21 protein-coding genes are annotated in these 14,899 nt (G+C 63.3%); 1 reads left to right on the forward strand and 20 read right to left on the reverse strand.

Annotated elements, in window-relative coordinates:
* From ASN89_RS01665 to flgB, 8 genes are all read right to left on the reverse strand, one after another.
* Positions 1-508, reverse strand: a 508-nt coding sequence (locus ASN89_RS01665) for a flagellar basal body P-ring protein FlgI (protein ID WP_200968940.1), incomplete at its 3' end; no start/stop codon positions are given.
* A gap of 9 nt (positions 509-517) precedes the next feature.
* Positions 518-1,180 (reverse strand): flagellar basal body L-ring protein FlgH, encoded by a 663-nt coding sequence (gene flgH / locus ASN89_RS01670; RefSeq protein ID WP_058048078.1) that lies wholly within the window; start codon positions 1,178-1,180, stop codon positions 518-520.
* Positions 1,181-1,191: 11 nt separating this feature from the next.
* Positions 1,192-1,980 (reverse strand): flagellar basal-body rod protein FlgG, encoded by a 789-nt coding sequence (flgG, locus tag ASN89_RS01675; protein ID WP_167389655.1) that lies wholly within the window; start codon positions 1,978-1,980, stop codon positions 1,192-1,194.
* 32 nt (positions 1,981-2,012) lie between these two features.
* Positions 2,013-2,741: a flagellar basal body rod protein FlgF gene (locus tag ASN89_RS01680; protein WP_046684898.1), complete on the reverse strand. Its 729-nt coding sequence runs from the start codon at positions 2,739-2,741 to the stop codon at positions 2,013-2,015.
* A gap of 26 nt (positions 2,742-2,767) precedes the next feature.
* Entirely contained in the window at positions 2,768-3,946 is a 1,179-nt protein-coding gene (locus ASN89_RS01685; protein WP_058048055.1) for a flagellar hook protein FlgE, read from the reverse strand.
* A 58-nt stretch (positions 3,947-4,004) separates the two neighbouring features.
* Positions 4,005-4,658 carry a flagellar hook capping FlgD N-terminal domain-containing protein gene (locus ASN89_RS01690; RefSeq protein ID WP_058048056.1) on the reverse strand — a complete coding sequence of 218 codons (654 nt, stop codon included), beginning with the start codon at positions 4,656-4,658 and terminating at the stop codon, positions 4,005-4,007.
* Between the two features lie 3 nt (positions 4,659-4,661).
* Positions 4,662-5,078: a flagellar basal body rod protein FlgC gene (gene flgC / locus ASN89_RS01695; RefSeq protein WP_034757795.1), complete on the reverse strand. Its 417-nt coding sequence runs from the start codon at positions 5,076-5,078 to the stop codon at positions 4,662-4,664.
* An 8-nt stretch (positions 5,079-5,086) separates the two neighbouring features.
* Positions 5,087-5,449, reverse strand: a complete 363-nt coding sequence (gene flgB, locus ASN89_RS01700) for a flagellar basal body rod protein FlgB (protein ID WP_034758109.1) — start codon at positions 5,447-5,449, stop codon at positions 5,087-5,089.
* A gap of 281 nt (positions 5,450-5,730) precedes the next feature.
* Here flgB and flgA point away from each other — a divergent pair, with 281 nt between their 5' ends.
* Positions 5,731-6,351: a flagellar basal body P-ring formation chaperone FlgA gene (flgA, locus tag ASN89_RS01705; RefSeq protein WP_046684901.1), complete on the forward strand. Its 621-nt coding sequence runs from the start codon at positions 5,731-5,733 to the stop codon at positions 6,349-6,351.
* A gap of 6 nt (positions 6,352-6,357) precedes the next feature.
* Here the strand turns inward: flgA and ASN89_RS01710 are convergent, their stop codons facing one another.
* The 12 genes from ASN89_RS01710 to ASN89_RS01765 form a co-directional block, all read right to left on the reverse strand.
* Positions 6,358-7,110, reverse strand: coding sequence for a glycoside hydrolase family 73 protein (locus ASN89_RS01710; protein WP_058048058.1), 753 nt, complete (start codon positions 7,108-7,110; stop codon positions 6,358-6,360).
* A complete protein-coding gene (gene flgN, locus ASN89_RS01715; protein ID WP_058048059.1) occupies positions 7,097-7,537 on the reverse strand; it encodes a flagellar export chaperone FlgN in 441 nt (146 codons plus the stop codon). Before flgN ends, ASN89_RS01710 begins: the two co-directional genes overlap by 14 nt.
* Positions 7,534-7,824 carry a flagellar biosynthesis anti-sigma factor FlgM gene (flgM, locus tag ASN89_RS01720; protein WP_034757812.1) on the reverse strand — a complete coding sequence of 97 codons (291 nt, stop codon included), beginning with the start codon at positions 7,822-7,824 and terminating at the stop codon, positions 7,534-7,536. The genes flgN and flgM overlap by 4 nt, the downstream gene beginning before the upstream one ends.
* A 16-nt stretch (positions 7,825-7,840) precedes the next feature.
* Positions 7,841-8,902 (reverse strand): flagellar motor protein MotB, encoded by a 1,062-nt coding sequence (locus ASN89_RS01725; RefSeq protein WP_046684902.1) that lies wholly within the window; start codon positions 8,900-8,902, stop codon positions 7,841-7,843.
* Positions 8,829-9,743 (reverse strand): flagellar motor stator protein MotA, encoded by a 915-nt coding sequence (gene motA, locus ASN89_RS01730; protein ID WP_034757817.1) that lies wholly within the window; start codon positions 9,741-9,743, stop codon positions 8,829-8,831. The genes ASN89_RS01725 and motA overlap by 74 nt, the downstream gene beginning before the upstream one ends.
* A gap of 53 nt (positions 9,744-9,796) precedes the next feature.
* On the reverse strand, positions 9,797-10,540 hold the full coding sequence (locus ASN89_RS01735; RefSeq protein ID WP_046684903.1) for a FliA/WhiG family RNA polymerase sigma factor: 744 nt from the start codon (positions 10,538-10,540) through the stop codon (positions 9,797-9,799).
* Between the two features lie 33 nt (positions 10,541-10,573).
* Positions 10,574-11,050 (reverse strand): flagellar basal body-associated FliL family protein, encoded by a 477-nt coding sequence (locus ASN89_RS01740; RefSeq protein WP_046684904.1) that lies wholly within the window; start codon positions 11,048-11,050, stop codon positions 10,574-10,576.
* Entirely contained in the window at positions 11,050-12,204 is a 1,155-nt protein-coding gene (locus tag ASN89_RS01745; protein WP_058048060.1) for a flagellar hook-length control protein FliK, read from the reverse strand. Before ASN89_RS01745 ends, ASN89_RS01740 begins: the two co-directional genes overlap by 1 nt.
* Positions 12,201-12,518 (reverse strand): hypothetical protein, encoded by a 318-nt coding sequence (locus ASN89_RS01750; RefSeq protein ID WP_058048061.1) that lies wholly within the window; start codon positions 12,516-12,518, stop codon positions 12,201-12,203. The genes ASN89_RS01745 and ASN89_RS01750 overlap by 4 nt, the downstream gene beginning before the upstream one ends.
* Entirely contained in the window at positions 12,511-12,900 is a 390-nt protein-coding gene (gene fliS, locus ASN89_RS01755; RefSeq protein ID WP_034757830.1) for a flagellar export chaperone FliS, read from the reverse strand. Before fliS ends, ASN89_RS01750 begins: the two co-directional genes overlap by 8 nt.
* A 51-nt stretch (positions 12,901-12,951) precedes the next feature.
* A complete protein-coding gene (fliD, locus tag ASN89_RS01760; protein WP_058048062.1) occupies positions 12,952-14,364 on the reverse strand; it encodes a flagellar filament capping protein FliD in 1,413 nt (470 codons plus the stop codon).
* A gap of 89 nt (positions 14,365-14,453) precedes the next feature.
* Entirely contained in the window at positions 14,454-14,891 is a 438-nt protein-coding gene (locus ASN89_RS01765) for a flagellar export protein FliJ (RefSeq protein ID WP_046684908.1), read from the reverse strand.
* Positions 14,892-14,899 lie beyond the last annotated feature (8 nt).

Here is a 14,899-nt window from a genome sequence, read left to right on the forward strand (position 1 = left end):
CCGAGGTGGGCGTGTTGACGGTGACGGACGAGCCGCTCTTGCCGGTGGCGTTCAAGCCGCCGACGACCACGTTGCCTTGCGCCAGCGCATACGTTTCATTGTCGGCCGCGCGCAGTTGCGTCAGCAGCAAGGTGCCGCCGCGCAAGCTTTTCGCATCGCCCAGCGACGAGACGGTGACGTCGATGGCCTGGCCACGGCGGTATCCTGGTGGAAATACGGCGCTGACCATGACGGTGGCGACGTTCTTGCTTTTCGCTTCGGCGCCGTCCGGCATCTTCACGCCGAACTGCTTGAGCATGTTGACCACGGACTGGCTGGAAAACTTTACCTGCGTGGTGTCGCCGCTGCCGTTCAGGCCCACGACGAGGCCATAGCCGACCAGAGGGTTGTCGCGCACGCCCTCGATGCTGACCAGGTTGCGCAACACTTGCGCGGCGCTGGCGGGCAGGGCAAAGCCGGAGAGCACGGCCAGCATGGCTGCCAGGGGCAGGGCGGAACGAAATTTCATGAGGTCACCTTAAAACGGCATCCATGGGCCGACGAAGAAGCGCGTCAGCCAGCCTGGTGTATTGGCTTCGGCCAGGGTGCCCTGGCCGGAATAGGCGATCTGTGCATTGGCGATGCGCAAGGACGAGACCTGGTTGTTCGAATCGATGTCGGCCGCGCGCAGGTAGCCGCGCAGGCGCACGAATTCCTCGCCCTGGTTCAGGGTCAGCGTTTTTTCGCCCTGCACGCGCAGCAAGCCGTTCGGCAGCACTTCCTGCACGATCACGGTGATGGCGCCGGACAGCGCATTTTGCTGCGTGCTGGTCGAGTCGCCGGCGAAGTTGCGGTCGGCCGACAGGTCGATGCCGGTCTTGGGGAAGGTCTTGCCGAGGATGTTGGCCGCATTCACGCCGACGGACGAGCCCTTGTTAAACGAGGTGCCGGCCTTCTTGCTGGCCTGCGTGGTTTCCTGCAGGGCCACCGTGACGACGTCGCCGACGCGGAAGGCGCGGCTGTCCGAGATCAGGTCCAGGCCCGCGTCGGGATTGAAAACGCCGCCGCCCACGCCGCCGCGCGCAGCGCTGCGCGGCGCCACGGGCAGCGGCGTATCGGAAAAGCTGGGCGCCACCGGCACGGCCGGATGGCTGGCGCAACCGGCCATCAACACCAGCAGCATGGCTGCCGTGGCTTTCATGGCGACCGTCATCAGCGTGCCGCTTGCGCCAGGTATTGCAGCATATTGTCGGCGGCCGACAGCACCTTGGTGTTCATTTCGTAGGTGCGCTGGGCAGCGATCATGTCGACCATCTCTTCGACCACCTGAACGTTTGAGCCTTCCAGCGCAAACTGTTTCAGCTTGCCCAGGGCGCCTTCGCCGGGACGGCCTTCCGTCGGCGTGCCGCTCGATGCCGTTTCCTGGAACAGGTTTTCACCGAGTGCCAGCAAGCCCGTCGGGTTGATGAAGCTGGACAGGTTCAGCTGGCCCAGCTGGGTGCCGTTGACATTGCCCGGCACGGTGGCCGTGACCATGCCGTTTTCGCCGATGGTGATCGCCGTGGCATTGTTCGGCACGGTGATCTGCGGCACCAGCGGCAAGCCCTGGGCGTTGACCATCACGCCGTTTTCATTGATGCCCAGCTGGCCGGCGCGCGTGTAGGCCGCTTCGCCGTTCGGGCGCAGCACTTGCAAGAAGCCGTTGCCGGTGATGGCGACGTCGAATTCGCGGCTCGTCGTTTGCAGGCTGCCGGTGGTAAATACCTTTTGCGTGCCCACCATGTGGGTGCCGTTACCCAGCTGTACGCCCGATGGCGAGAGGGTATTGTCGGCGCGCTGCGTGCCCGGCTGCTGCTCGACCTGGTAAAACAGGTCTTCGAAGACGACGCGGTCGCGCTTGAAGCCAACGGTATTGACGTTGGCCAGGTTATTTGCGATGGCTTGCAGTTTGGCATCTTGTGCCTGCACGCCGGTCTTGCTGATCCACATTGCTGGATTCATGGTTTGCTCCTGGTAATTGGTTGGCGTTGGGCTTAGGCGCCCAGCAGGCGGTTGCCGGACTCAGTCATCGCGTCGCTGGCCTTGAAAATTTTCATCTGCATTTCGAAACTGCGGTTCAGGCTCATGGTGGCGACCATTTCCTCGACAGCCGAGACGTTGCTGCCTTCCAGGTGGCGGTCGCGCAGGCGCACCGCCGGGTCGGCCTGCAAGTCTTCGCCGCTACGCGCAACAATCAGACCTGCCTCGTTCTTCGTCAGCTCGCCCGCTTCCGCGTTGACCAGCTTGAGCTTGTCGACGGTCTGCATTTGCGCCGTCCCCGGCACCTGGATGGAAATCGTGCCATCGGCGCCGATCGACAGGCTGGTGTGCTCGGGAATCGTGATGGGGCCGCCTTCGCCCAGCACGGGCCGGCCGTTGATGGTCAGCGCGCCCGTTTCATCAAGGTCCATGGCGCCGGCGCGCGTGTAGGCTTCGCCGTTTTGCCATTGCACCGCGAGAAAGCCGGGGCCCGTGACTGCCACGTCGAGTTCGCGTCCCGTTTCCTTGATGGCGCCCGTGCGCGTGCCGACGGCGCTCGACTGCGTTTGCGTCATGTGGCGGTCGTCGTAGCCATAGCCGTTTTGCAGCGGCTGGGCAGTGGACACTTCCAGGTTGGCGCGGAAGCCGCCCGTCTCGATATTGGCCAGGTTGTTGGCGTGTACCTGCTGTGCCCGCAGGGCACGGTCGGCCCCGCTCATGGCGGTATAAATCAGCGCATCCATTGCTCTTTACCTTTGCGTTTCGTGGATTACAGCGCTTGCATCAGCGATTGCAGCATGGCGTTCTCGGTCGAGATGACCTTTGAGTTGGCCTGGTAGTTACGCTGCGACGTCATCAGGCCCACCAGTTCGGAGGTGATGTCGACGTTCGACTGTTCCAGCGAGCTCGTCACCAGTTTGCCGGTCATGCCGACGCCAGGGCGGTCATACATGGGGGTGCCGGAAGTGGTCGAGGTGACCCAGCTGGTATCGTTGACGGCAGTCAGCGCGCCTTCGTCGGGGAAGGTGGCCAGGGCGATCACGCCGATGCTCTGCTTTTGGCCGTTCGTGTATTTCGCCACGACGGAACCGTCCTCGGCCAGTTCCACGCCCATGTAGGTGCCCGAGGCATAGCCGTCGGCGCGGTCGGTCGAGGTCGTCGCTTCGCCGGCGAACTGGGTGGTGCCCGTGTAGTCGATGGCGACGGACAGCGGCGCCGCGCCAGCTGGCGTCGGCAGCACTGGCGCGGCGGACGTGCCGGTCACCAGCTTGCCCGACGTGTCGAACGTCATGCTCGTCACCGGCGTCACATCGGCGTTGTCGAAGGTGTAGTGGACGTCCACGCCCGTCGCCGTCTTGACGAAGTACTGGCCCAGCGAGTGCTTGGCGCCCAGCGAATCGTAGACGATCGAGGACTTGCCGCTGTTGTAGCTCAGTTCATTGGTCTTGCTGAAGGGCACGGCCTTGATGGTCCATTCGGACGACATGTTGGCGGCATACGCGAGCTTGGTCGTCGCCACGGCGGGAATCTGGCCCGTCGGAATCTGCATGTCGCCCATGGTGCCCAGGGTGGTGCTGCCCTTGATTGCGGCATAGCCTTGCACCATCTTGCCGTTCGAATCGACCAGGTAGCCGCTGTTGCTGGCCGAGAAAATGCCGACCCGGCTGTAGCTCATGGTGTTTTGCGCATCGCGCGACACGAAGTAGCCGCGGCCGTCGATGGCCGCGTCGAGCGCGCGGCCCGTGTTCAGTACGCCGCCATTGAGCGACATGCTTTGCGTCAGCGAGCCGATTTCCGTGCCCGTCGCGCGCGAACCGGCGTACATGGCGGAAAAGTTGGCGCGGCTGCTCTTGAAGCCGTAGGTGCTGGCATTGGCGATATTGTTACTGGTGCTGTTCAGCTGCTGGTTGATGGACTGGATACCGGACAGGGCGATGTCGAAACTCATGTTGACTTCCTTTAGTGAAGGACGAGATTAGTGTGCTGGAAACGAAGGGAAGGGCGGATCAGGCCGTCTTGCCGTTAAAACCGGTGATCGCGCCAGGGTTGACTTCGCCCAGGTTCGACACGCTCAGGATCATGCTGCCGCCGGACGACAGGCGCACGCTGTTGAGCTTGCCCGCGATGTCGACCGTCGGTTTTTCGGCGCCGCTGGTGCTGACCTTCATGCTGTAGGTACCGGCAGGCAAGCCCAGGGCCACTGGATCGATGGTGAACGGCACGGTGCCGGCACCTTGGGCGCCCAGCTCGATCTTGTATTCCTTGTCGTCCAGGCCTTTCAGGGTCACCGTGGTCTTGGTGGTGCTGGCCGCCAGCGCGATGCTGCCGCCGACCTTGCTCTTGTCGAGCTGCACTGTTTCGCTGTTGACCATCACTTCGGAACCCACTTGCGCGCCCAGGGCCAGCACCTGCATCGATTGCAGCACGCTGGCATTGGCGCTGGTCAGCGACGCCAGGTTCTGCATCGCTTCCGTCTGCGCCTGCTGCGTCAATTGATTGACGAACTGGCTCGGGTCGGTCGGCGCGAGGGGATCCTGGTTCTTGATCTGGGCGACCAGCAATTTGGTGAACATGTCCTGGGTGGCATTGCCTTGCGACTTCACGGCATTGTTGCTGCTGCCGCTGCCGCTGGTGTTATTTGTAAAGAGATTGGTTTCCATGGATTATGCTTCACCTAATTTGAGGAGCGATTGCTGCATCGACTTGATGCGGCCCAGAACTTCGACATTGGTTTCAAAGGCGCGCGAGGCCGACATCATGTCGGTCATCTCGGCAACCTGGTTGACGTTGGGATAGAACACCATGCCATCGGCATTGGCCATCGGGTGGCCCGGTTCGTACACCTTGCGCAGCGGCTCGTCGCTTTGCACCACGTCGAGCACCTGTACGCGCCCGCCCGCGCCGCTGGCGCCGGGGCCATCCATCACGGCCGCAAACACGGGTTTGCGCGCGCGATAGGTTTCGCCTTCGGAACCGGCAACGGAATCGGCATTGGCCAGGTTGCTGGCGATGGTATTGAGGCGCACGGTTTGCGCCGCCATCGCCGAACCGGCGATCTTGGAAATATCCTGGAAGCTCATGCTGATCCTTATTGTCCGGAAATGGCCTTGGACAGACCCTTCAGTTTCATGTTGACGAAAGTGAGGCTGGTCTGGAAGTCGGTGGCATTCTGCGAGAACGCCGCCTGCTCGACGCCGATTTCAACGGTATTGCCGTCGCGGCTGGGATGGTAGGGCACGCGGTACAGGGCGCTGGCATCGTCATCGGTCGACAGCAGGCCCGCTTCGTTATCCTGCAACTGCTGCAGGGCGCTGCCGAAATCCATGTCCATGGCCTGGAAGCCGGGCGTGTTTTCATTGGCGATATTGGCCGCCAACACGCGGGTACGGTCGGCACGCAGCGCGAGTGCATCGGCGTGCACGCCCAGCGCATCCTTGAAATTAATCCCCATGGTCATCCTTTGTATTGAATTCGATCGTGCTTTTTGCGGTTCGGGCCAGAAAATAGGTGGTGCAGAGGTAAAATCCCAGCCTGGTCATGTTGACGCATGGTAAGGTCATGCCGCTTCAGTATCTTTGATTAAGGTTAGCAATGATTTACTTTGAGAACTATTCCGTGATGTGGAACAAGGCGCAATGTCGTCAAATACTGCTTCCAGGCATCTTTTTATTGGCCAGCCTATATAGTAGTGCAGGTCGCGCAGAATTGCCAGCCGACAATATATTTTCACGTGTGGAACAGTTGGCGCGTGAGCAGCTGGCGCAGCAGGCAGCCTCGGCGGGATTGCTGGAACCGCAGTTTCAAGTGACCGTCGTGAAAAGCGCGCGCCCCGTGCCCGCGTGCGCGGCGCCCGTCGCGCTGGAAACGGCGGACAGCCGCTCGGCGCAGCGCATGCGCTTTGTCGCGGTGTGTCCTGGAAGCAACGGATGGCGTTACGAAATGCTGGCGCGCGGCAGCATCACGGCCCAGGTGGCCGTCACCAGCGTGCCCGTCACGGCCAATACGCCGCTGCAATCGGGCGACGTGACGTTGGCGCGGCGCGACGTGACGATGGTGCCGGACAGTATTTCCGCCTTGTCCGGCGCCGTTGGCCTGTCGAGCCGGCGCAGCTTGCGTGCCGGCGAAGTGCTGCGGCAAGGACAACTGGCGTCGCCCGTGCTGGTCAAGCGGGGCAGTGCCGTCAATATCGTGGCGCGCAAGGAACAGGTAGAGGTGAGCATGGCCGGCGAAGCGATGGACCCGGGCGCGCTGGGCGAGGTGATTCGCGTGCGCAACGCCACCAGCGGCACGGTGATACGTGCCAGGGTAGTCGATGCGGGCGTGGTGGAACCGGCCGATATTGCCGGCCGTTAAGGAAAATCAGTCCGCGGCGGCCGTGCGCTGCAGACGCGTCGCCAGTTGCGTCAGCTTGGCGGCGTAGTTGGGATCGGTGGCATAGCCGCCACGCGCCAAACCCTGCGCGAAGGCGCCCGCATCGGCGCCCGTGTTCAGGGCGGCGCGGTAGCGCGGATTGTCGAGCAAGACTTGCGCATAGTCGCGGAAGGCGCTGGCCTGGTCCGGGTAGCTGCGGAAGCGCTCGGTTTTCTTCAGGGCCGTGCCGCTGCCCGCTTCGTATTCGGTGGTGACGTTGCTGGCCACGTCGCCCTGCCATTTCCCGCCGGCCTTGATGCCGAACAGATTATTCGTGTCCGCGCCCGTGCCCTGGCGCAGCGGACGCTGGCCCCAGCCCGATTCCAGCGCCGCGTGGGCGGCGACGATTTCCGGCGCCACGCCCAGGCGCGCGCCCGTTTCTTGCGTCCACGGCTTGATCGAGGCGAGGAATTGCTGCTGCGTTTCGCCGATTTCTCCGCCCTGGTTGATGCTGCCCAGTACATTCACGGGCTGGCTCTGCTCCAGGTAGGCGCGTCCTTGCGGACTCAGGCTGGTGGCGCTGCCGCCGCCCTGTTCGATGAAGCGGGCCACTTCGCCCTGCACCTGTCGGAACACGCTGCTGAAGCTGCCGTTTGAGCTGGTGGCATCGGTGGCGCGCATATTGCTCTGCACGGCGGATGTGGCCGCCGTCGATGGCGTCGCCGCCGTGGCGCGGGTGGTCAGGAAATCAGCCTGGCGCATACGTATCTTCCTCGCCATGCAGCACGCGCTGCATGATGCTGTACTGCTCTGTTAATAAATCGCTGTTGCGGGTATTCAGGCGCTTGCATTCGAGCACCATCTGTTCCAGCGCGGCCCAGTCGCGCTGGGCGGTCGTACGCGCGCCTTCTTGCAACAGTGCAAACAATTGCGCCATATCGCCTTGCGGGCCCAGCAGGGCAGTGACGAGGCTGACCCGTTGCCGGCGGCGCGCATCGAGCGGCTCGACGGCGGCGACCACCTGGTCGGCCAGTGCCGTCAGCCGGGCGCTCTGGTGGTGCAGGGTGGCCTGGAATTGCTCTTCCAATAAAGTTTGCAGGGCGGCATAGCCGGCGCGGTCGTCCGTCATGCCTTGCAGCACGCGGCGCACGGCTTCCTGGCGCGTGATGCCCTTGCGCGGCGCGGTCACGATTCGCCGCCGTGGAAACGCTGGATCAGGCCCGCCAGTTTCGATGGATCGAACGGCAATTCGCCCTTGGCCAGCGCATCGCGCAGCATGGCCACGCGCTCGTGGTCGATCTCGGGCATGGCGCGCAGGGCGGCCATGGCCGGTTGCAGCACGGCCGATTGCAGTTCCGCCCCGGCCGACGAGCCACCCATGGCGCCTGCGGCGCCCGCGTTCTCGGCGATCGCCTCGGCAGGCGCGACGGCGCTGCTGCGCACGGCAGCACCGGTATTGCCAGAGGAGATTTTCATACGTTGTCCCTTGCCCTTAATTTGCATGCTCGTCCCGATCTTTCTTTGCGGGCAGGCCCAGTTTATCGCGCAGGCGTTGCAGGGTGCCGGAGTCCGGTTCACCCACTTGCAGCTCGTCGCCTTGCGGCTTTTGCCCGGCCATGCCGAACATGGCGGCGATGCTGTCGGCCTGACCACGCGTCAATATTAACAGTTCGATGCGGCGGTTGATGCCGGCGCTGGCATTTTTTACGTCCAGCGGCGCGCGGTCGGCCATGCCCACCACTTGCAGCACGCTGTCCGGACTCATGCTGCCGATCAGCAATTGCGCGCGCGCCGACATGGCGCGGTTGGCCGACAGGGTCCAGTTCGAAAAGCCTTCATAGCCGGTATTGGCGTATTGCATCGAGTCCGTGTGGCCGACGATCAGCATCTGGTTTTCCATTTGCGCAAACACGGGACCCATCTGGCGCAGCAGCTTGCGGAAACGGTCCGTCGGTACGGCGCTGCCGCGCACGAACATGCCTTGCTTGTCCGTATCGTGCAACATGACGCGCAAGCCGTACGGCGTGATCACGGATTGCAGGTTGCTCTTCAGTCCCGCTTCATCACTGAGCTTGTCGAGCGCGCGCGACAGCGACAGCAAGTCTTCCGGCGACTGGTAGCTGACCTTGGTCTGGTTTTGCGGTGCCGCGCCGGCCTTGCCTTCCTGCGTCTGCTTGCCTTCCGTGCGCGTGTCGCCCGAGCCCTTGCGGGGCATGGGAAAACGCTCGATGAGGCTGCCGCGCGGACCGCCGCTCTGTTCCGGCATGACGCCCTGGCCTTCGCCCTGGCGGCTGCTGGCCGACGCATCCATCATGATTTCCTTCATCGCCTGCTGCTCGCGCGCGGCCATCAGCCACAGCACGAGGAACAGCGACAACAGGGCCAGGCAAAAGTCGGCGAACGCAACTTTCCAGGCGCCGCCATGGCCATCGTCGTCGTGCTTGCGTCCGGCACGCTTGATGATGGCCTGTTCATGTTTCTCATGCGGCTTTAGCACGGCGGCCTCCCCGGCCTTGGCCTTGCTCTTGTTCGGCGCCGCCATCTTCCAGCGCATTGATCCAGCTTTCCAGCTGGGCGAAGCTCGGCTTGATGTTCAGCTGCACCAGACGGCGGCCCGCATCGATGGCCAGCAGGGGCGGCTTGCCCGCCACGTGCGTGACCAGCACGACCTTCACGCATTCCATGGTCGAGCCTTCCTCGCCCACCAGCTGCTTCATCATGTTGCACATCGGATCGAGCACGCCGTAGCAAAAGAAGATGCCGATGAAGGTACCCACCATGGCGGCGCCCACTTTTTCCGAAATTTCCGCCGCATCGGCGCCATCGGCCACGGAATTCATGGCCATCACGATGCCGAGCACGGCAGCCAGAATACCGAAGCCGGGCATGGCTTCGGCGATCTTGTGCAAGGATTTCGACGGTTGCAGCAATTCGTCGTGGATGGCTTCCAGTTCCTGCTCCAGCACGCCTTCGAGTTCATGTGCGTTGATCTTGCCCATCGCCATCAAACGGAAGTTGTCGACGATGAAGGCCAGCAGCTTCGGCTCTTCCAGCACCAGCGGATAGCGCTGGAACAGGGCGCTTTCGCGCGGCGCCTCGACGTGGGCGTCGAGCGCCTTCAGGCCGCCGGCGGCCGTTTGCAGCAGTTCATACATCAGCAGCAGCAACTGGCGCTGGAATTCCGAGCCTTGCTTCTTGTGCGTGACGATCTTGCGCATCTGGTGCAGCATTTCACCAAGTACATGCTTGGGGTTGCCCAGCACCAGGGCGCCGACGGCGGCGCCGATGATGATGATCAGCTCGACCGGTTGCCAGATCGCGTGGACGGTGCCGCCCATCAGGGCGAAACCTCCGAATACACACCCCATCACGATTAAGATACCGATAATTACCATGTCAACTGCCTTTCTGCGTCATTGTGCTGCGTCAATTTGATGGATAGTGAAACTTATGCGTCTTGCAGCATGGCTTTCATCTTGCCCAGTGCCGTCTTGTTGAGCTGGCAGACGCGGGCGTCGCTCAGGTCCAGCACGGCGGCTATTTCTTTGTAGCTCAGTTCGAATTCGTAATACATCTGGATCACGCGCTGCTCGCGTTCGTCGAGCGCGCGCAAGGCTTGCTCCAGGCTGCGCCGCACCATCAATTGCTCTTCCGGGCTCGGTGCGCTGTCGGCCTGTCCCAGGCTTTCCTGCAGCACTTCGTCGAAACTGGCGATCAGCTCGGCGTTTTCCGCCAGCTGGTATTCCTGGAAGGCTTCCGGCGTCAGCTTCAGGGCGGCCATGATTTCCGCGTCCAGCGGCTCGCGCCCCAGGCGGCGGGTCAGGGCGCGCACACTGTCGCGCAGGCGGTGGCTTTCCTGGCGCACGGCGCGCGGACGCCAGTCCTGGCGCCGCAGTTCATCGAGGATGGCGCCGCGGATGCGCAGGCTGGCATAGCTGCCGAAAGATTGGTCCGGCACGCCGTAGCGGCGCAGGGCTTCGAGCAGCCCCATCAGGCCGATCTGTTCCATGTCGTCGCGGTCGATGGCGCCCGACACCTGCGAATTGAGCTGGCGCACGATGCGTTTCACCAAAGGGGAGTACGCCACCAGATGTTGTTGCTCTTCAGCAACGCTGAGCACGGCCGCGCAAGCGCTGGCGGCGGCATATTCGCCGGCGCCATACGCTTCCTGGTATTGCTCTACATAGGCCAAGGGATCTCCCACTAGGTCGGCTGGCGTGTTGGCTTATTCAATGATCAGCTTGCCGACCATGACTTCGGTGAACGGTTTTTCCATCTGTTCGCGCTCGTAGCTGACGTTGAAGGCCTTGTTGATCTGCTCGGCATATTGCTCCACGGTCATCGTCTGCGCCTTGTCCAGCGGAAAGCTCGACAGGGTGCTGACGGCGATCGAACGCATCAGCGGCAAGTGGTCCTTGGTCAGCTTTTCTTTTTCCTCGGTGGTGGCGATGACCAGGTCGGCCGACAGGTAATGCGTTTCGCCATCGCCGGGGCCGCGGCGCAGCATCACGATGACTTTGTCGAGCGTGAGGAACTTGCGTGCCTTCTTGCCCGTGGCGGGCGGCGGCGGGGCTTTTGCTTCGGCGACATCGGCATGGCCGGCGACCGGCTTGGCCAAATACCACATGGCGCCGCCAGCCGCGCCGGCGGCCAGCACGGCCACGGCGACAAAGCCGGCGATCAGTTTCATTTTCGTATTCATCAGGCGCTCTCTCGCTCGTGCATGGCGTAAGTGGTACTGGCAGTGCCGCCATCGGACAGGGCACGGCCCGGTTCGGCATCATCGTGCTGGCGGCCCGGTTGACGCTGGCCGCGCGCATCGCCTTCGGCAAACGCCTGGGCGGCGGGGCTGCGCGGGGTGGCGCTGATATTGACGGCGACCTCGGTGTACTGGCGCTGCGCCAGGTCGCTGCGCATGTTCTCGCCGATGCCTTGCAACTGGCGCAACACTTCCGAGTTCGACGCCGTGACGTTCACTTGCAGCGCGCCGGCCGTATGGCGGATGGAAATTTCAATGCGGCCCAGCATGGGCGGGTCGAGGCGGATCGTCGCGTGTTCGCTGTTGCGGCCGATCTGCGTCTGCAGGCGTTCGCCCAGCGCTTCGCGCAGCGGTTCCTGCCATTGCTGGGCAGGGCCGTTGAGCTTGATGGTGTCGCCGGATGGCGCCGCCGCAGCCGTATTGCCGATGGCGCCCGTCAAACCCGGATTGGGCGTGGCTGGGGCCGGCGTCGCGGCGCCGCGTTCGCCTTCGCGCGCGGCAGCAGGGGCGGCGACGGCTGTTGCCGGCGCGCCTTGCTGCAGCAGCGATTCGAACGGCTGTGCCGGCGCGCTGCCCTTGGCGGGCGCGGCCGGGTTGGCGGCGGCCAGCGGTTCGCGCGTATCGCGGCTTGCCGGTTGTGCCGTTCCCTGTGCCGTGATGGTGATTGCCGCTGGATGCAGGCTGATGTTGAGTGCCGGGTTGGCTTGCGCCACGTTCGCCTGCGCTGCTGTCTGTGTTTGCGCCTGGGCGGCGGCGCGCGCTTCGGCCGCGGCCGCATCCGTTGGCGGCGGCATCGTCACCGGCAAGCCGATGACGGGGGCGGCCATGGCTGGCATGCCGCTGTCGGCCTGGCTGTCGCTATCGCTGTCCTTGGCGGGCGCGGGCGCAGGCGCGCCGGCGTCGGCCGTCTCCACGCCCGTCACATCGAGCACCTGCGCAAACAGGGGCAGGACGGAAGGGGCGGCGCCATTGCTGCCATAGCCGGGCGTGCCGGGCAAGGCGGCGGCCTGTGGCTGCGCTGGCGCCGCTGCTGGTGCAGGTGCGGCCGAAGCCGCCCGTGCCGGAGCGGCCGGCGCCGTGTTGAAGTTCATGATCATGCTTGATTCCCGTCCGAGTCGTATTCGCCGAGCGCGGCGTAGGCGACCCAACCTTCCTTATTTGCCTGTAATGCACCCAGGTGTTGACCCAGGCGTTCTTTTTCCTCAGAGCAAATTTTAACCGCTTGCGCGTGAATTTTGCGCAAATGCAACAATTCTGTTTGTTCCTGCGCATTCCATGCGCCCCGTTCGGCCAGCAACGGGATGTTTTTCGCCAGGCTGGCCGAGAGTTGTTCCATCGCCGCCCAGTCCGGCTGCGCGAGCGCCGCGCTTAATTGCCGGCTCAGCTGCTGCAGCGCGGCGCGCCTAGGCATTGTTGGCCTGGACGCCCACCCAGCCGCGCTTGATGGTCGTCATCAAGGTCGTCACTTCGTCGATCAGGGTAGGGTCGAGCTTGATGCCTGCCGTGTACAGGCGCGCCACGCAATAGTCGTACAGGCGCGCCAGGTTGACGACCACTTCGCCGCCATTGTCGAAATCGAGCGAGCTCGACAAACCGTTGATGATTTGCGTGCACTTGTCCAGGCTGATGGCCTTTTGCTCGTAGCGCTTGCCCACGATGTGCCCGCGCGCGCGCGCCAGTTCTTCCAGCAGGCCGTCCGTCAGCACCAGTACCAGTTCGACCGGTGTGGCGCGGGCGGTCTGGGAGTCCAGGTTGACGGCGTGGTAACTGCCGTAAGCTTCATTGTTCAACATTATTATCTTCTCGCTATGTTAACGTGGCGCGGTGCGGCAGGCACGCTCGCCTTAGGATTTGTCGTTGCCGAACATGGCATCGAACATGTCGGAATTGCGCGTCATTTGCTCCTGCAATACCTGCAGGCGGGAAAACTGGTCCAGGAAACGGTTGTACGCCGTGTTGTACTGATTGGTCAGGCGCTCGCTGCTCTGGGCCAGGCTTTTCTGCAACTTGTCCGTCGCTGCCAGGCGTTGGGTGATCTGGCCTTTGGTGACATTGCTCCACTGGCCCAGCACCTTGTCCAGGCCGCCGAGCACGCCGGCTGGCGCCGACAGGCTGTTATTGCCGAACAGCTTGTCCAGGCCGCCAGGATTGTCCGCCAGCTTGGCCGTCAGTTTTGCCGTATTCAGGCTGATCGTGCCGTCGCGCTGGGCGGTAATGCCATACGCGACCAGCGATACGCCGTCGACGTTCAGGCGCAGGGCGTCGCCCATGCTCGAGCGCAGGGCGTTCAGGCCGGAGTCGTGGGCAAAGAGGCCGGCGGCGATGTTCTTTTCCGGATTGCCGGGGCTGGCCAGACCATCCATCACGCTTTTCAGCTTGTTGTAGGCGTCGACAAAGGCTTGCACATTGGCGATGGTGCCCGTGTTGTCGGTGCCGACGGTCACGGTGATCGGGCTCTCGCCAGCCGTCATGGCCTTGGTGAACGTCATTTTCACGTCGGGCACGTTGGTGAAGGTATTCGATGCCTGGGTAATTTTGGTGCCCGTGCCCTGGGCGCCCAGCCAGACGATGGCATCCTTGGGCGCCGCGATGGCTTTAATGTCGCTCTTCAGCGCCGTCTGCAGTCCCGGATCCGTCACGCTGTTGGTGTCGATCGAGACGGCATTGGCGACGCCCGTCAGATTCGACGTCAGCACCAGTTGCGCCTGGTTGCCGATATTGATGACGGAAGCGGTGACGCGCGCATTGTTCTTGCTGTTGCCATTGATGGCGGCGGCGATTTCCTGCGGCGTCAGGTAGGCGTCGCCATCCTTGTTGGCGGCGGCCAGGTCGATGTCGAAGGCGTTGTCGGCGGTGGCAGCGGCCAGCGGATCGCCGAGGCGGATGGTCATGTTGCCGCCGTTGGCCGGCGTGGTGCTGCTCAAGCCGCCATACGACGTCTGGCTGGCCGTGGCCAGTTGTTCGACAAAGAATGCATAGCTGCCCGGCGCCGCCTTGATGCCGGCCGTGCCCGTGCCATACGCGGTATTGCTGAAGGTGGCGGACTGGCTCAGCACGGATTTGCTGGACGTCATGGACGACATCGCCAGCTGGAATGCCGAGATGGCCGATTTCAGGTTGCCCAGCGCGCTAGAGGTATTGCTGGCCAGCGCAGTCTGCGCAGCCAGGGCGGCCTGTTGCGCCGCTACCGACTTGGTCGCCAGATTTTTTGCGGTGACGATCGGATCGTATTGCGGTGCAGTAATTACATTTGCCATGCCAGACTCCTGAATAAAGGGATATACCGGTACAAGGCGACCCCCATTCCCGTTTCGTGAAGTTTTCCTGAAAGAAACTTACACAAACCTCATTTTACCTGCCCGCGGAACCAGAATTGCGTCGCCAGCTCGTCTTGCCGCTTGGCGTCGACTCGGTGTTGCTCATTTGCAACATGCTTTTGTTTTTGCGTCAGCACCTGGTCCAGCACCTCGCGCTTGGCCCAAGCCGTATTCAGGGCGCGCTGCGAAACGGCCATGTTGGCTTCGTGCAAATGCAAATCGGTACGGTGCTGGTCGGCCATCTGCATGACGGCCTGCTTGAAGTTGCCGCAGTTGACGGACAGGGCCAGGGGCAGGGCGCCGCTGGGGCCGCTATCCGTGTACAGGCCCGTCAGGCGCTCCAGGTTTTTCTGGTAGCGCTCGCGCACGGCCGTCTGCGCCGCCATTTCACCTTGCAGGCGTTCCACTTCGGTGCTGCGCAGGCCGACCAGGGTGGTCAGGTTGCGGATGGTATGCGCGTCGCTCACGTATGCTC

Source organism: Janthinobacterium sp. Ant5-2-1 (assembly GCF_001445815.1).
GTDB lineage: Bacteria > Pseudomonadota > Gammaproteobacteria > Burkholderiales > Burkholderiaceae_D > Janthinobacterium > Janthinobacterium lividum_E.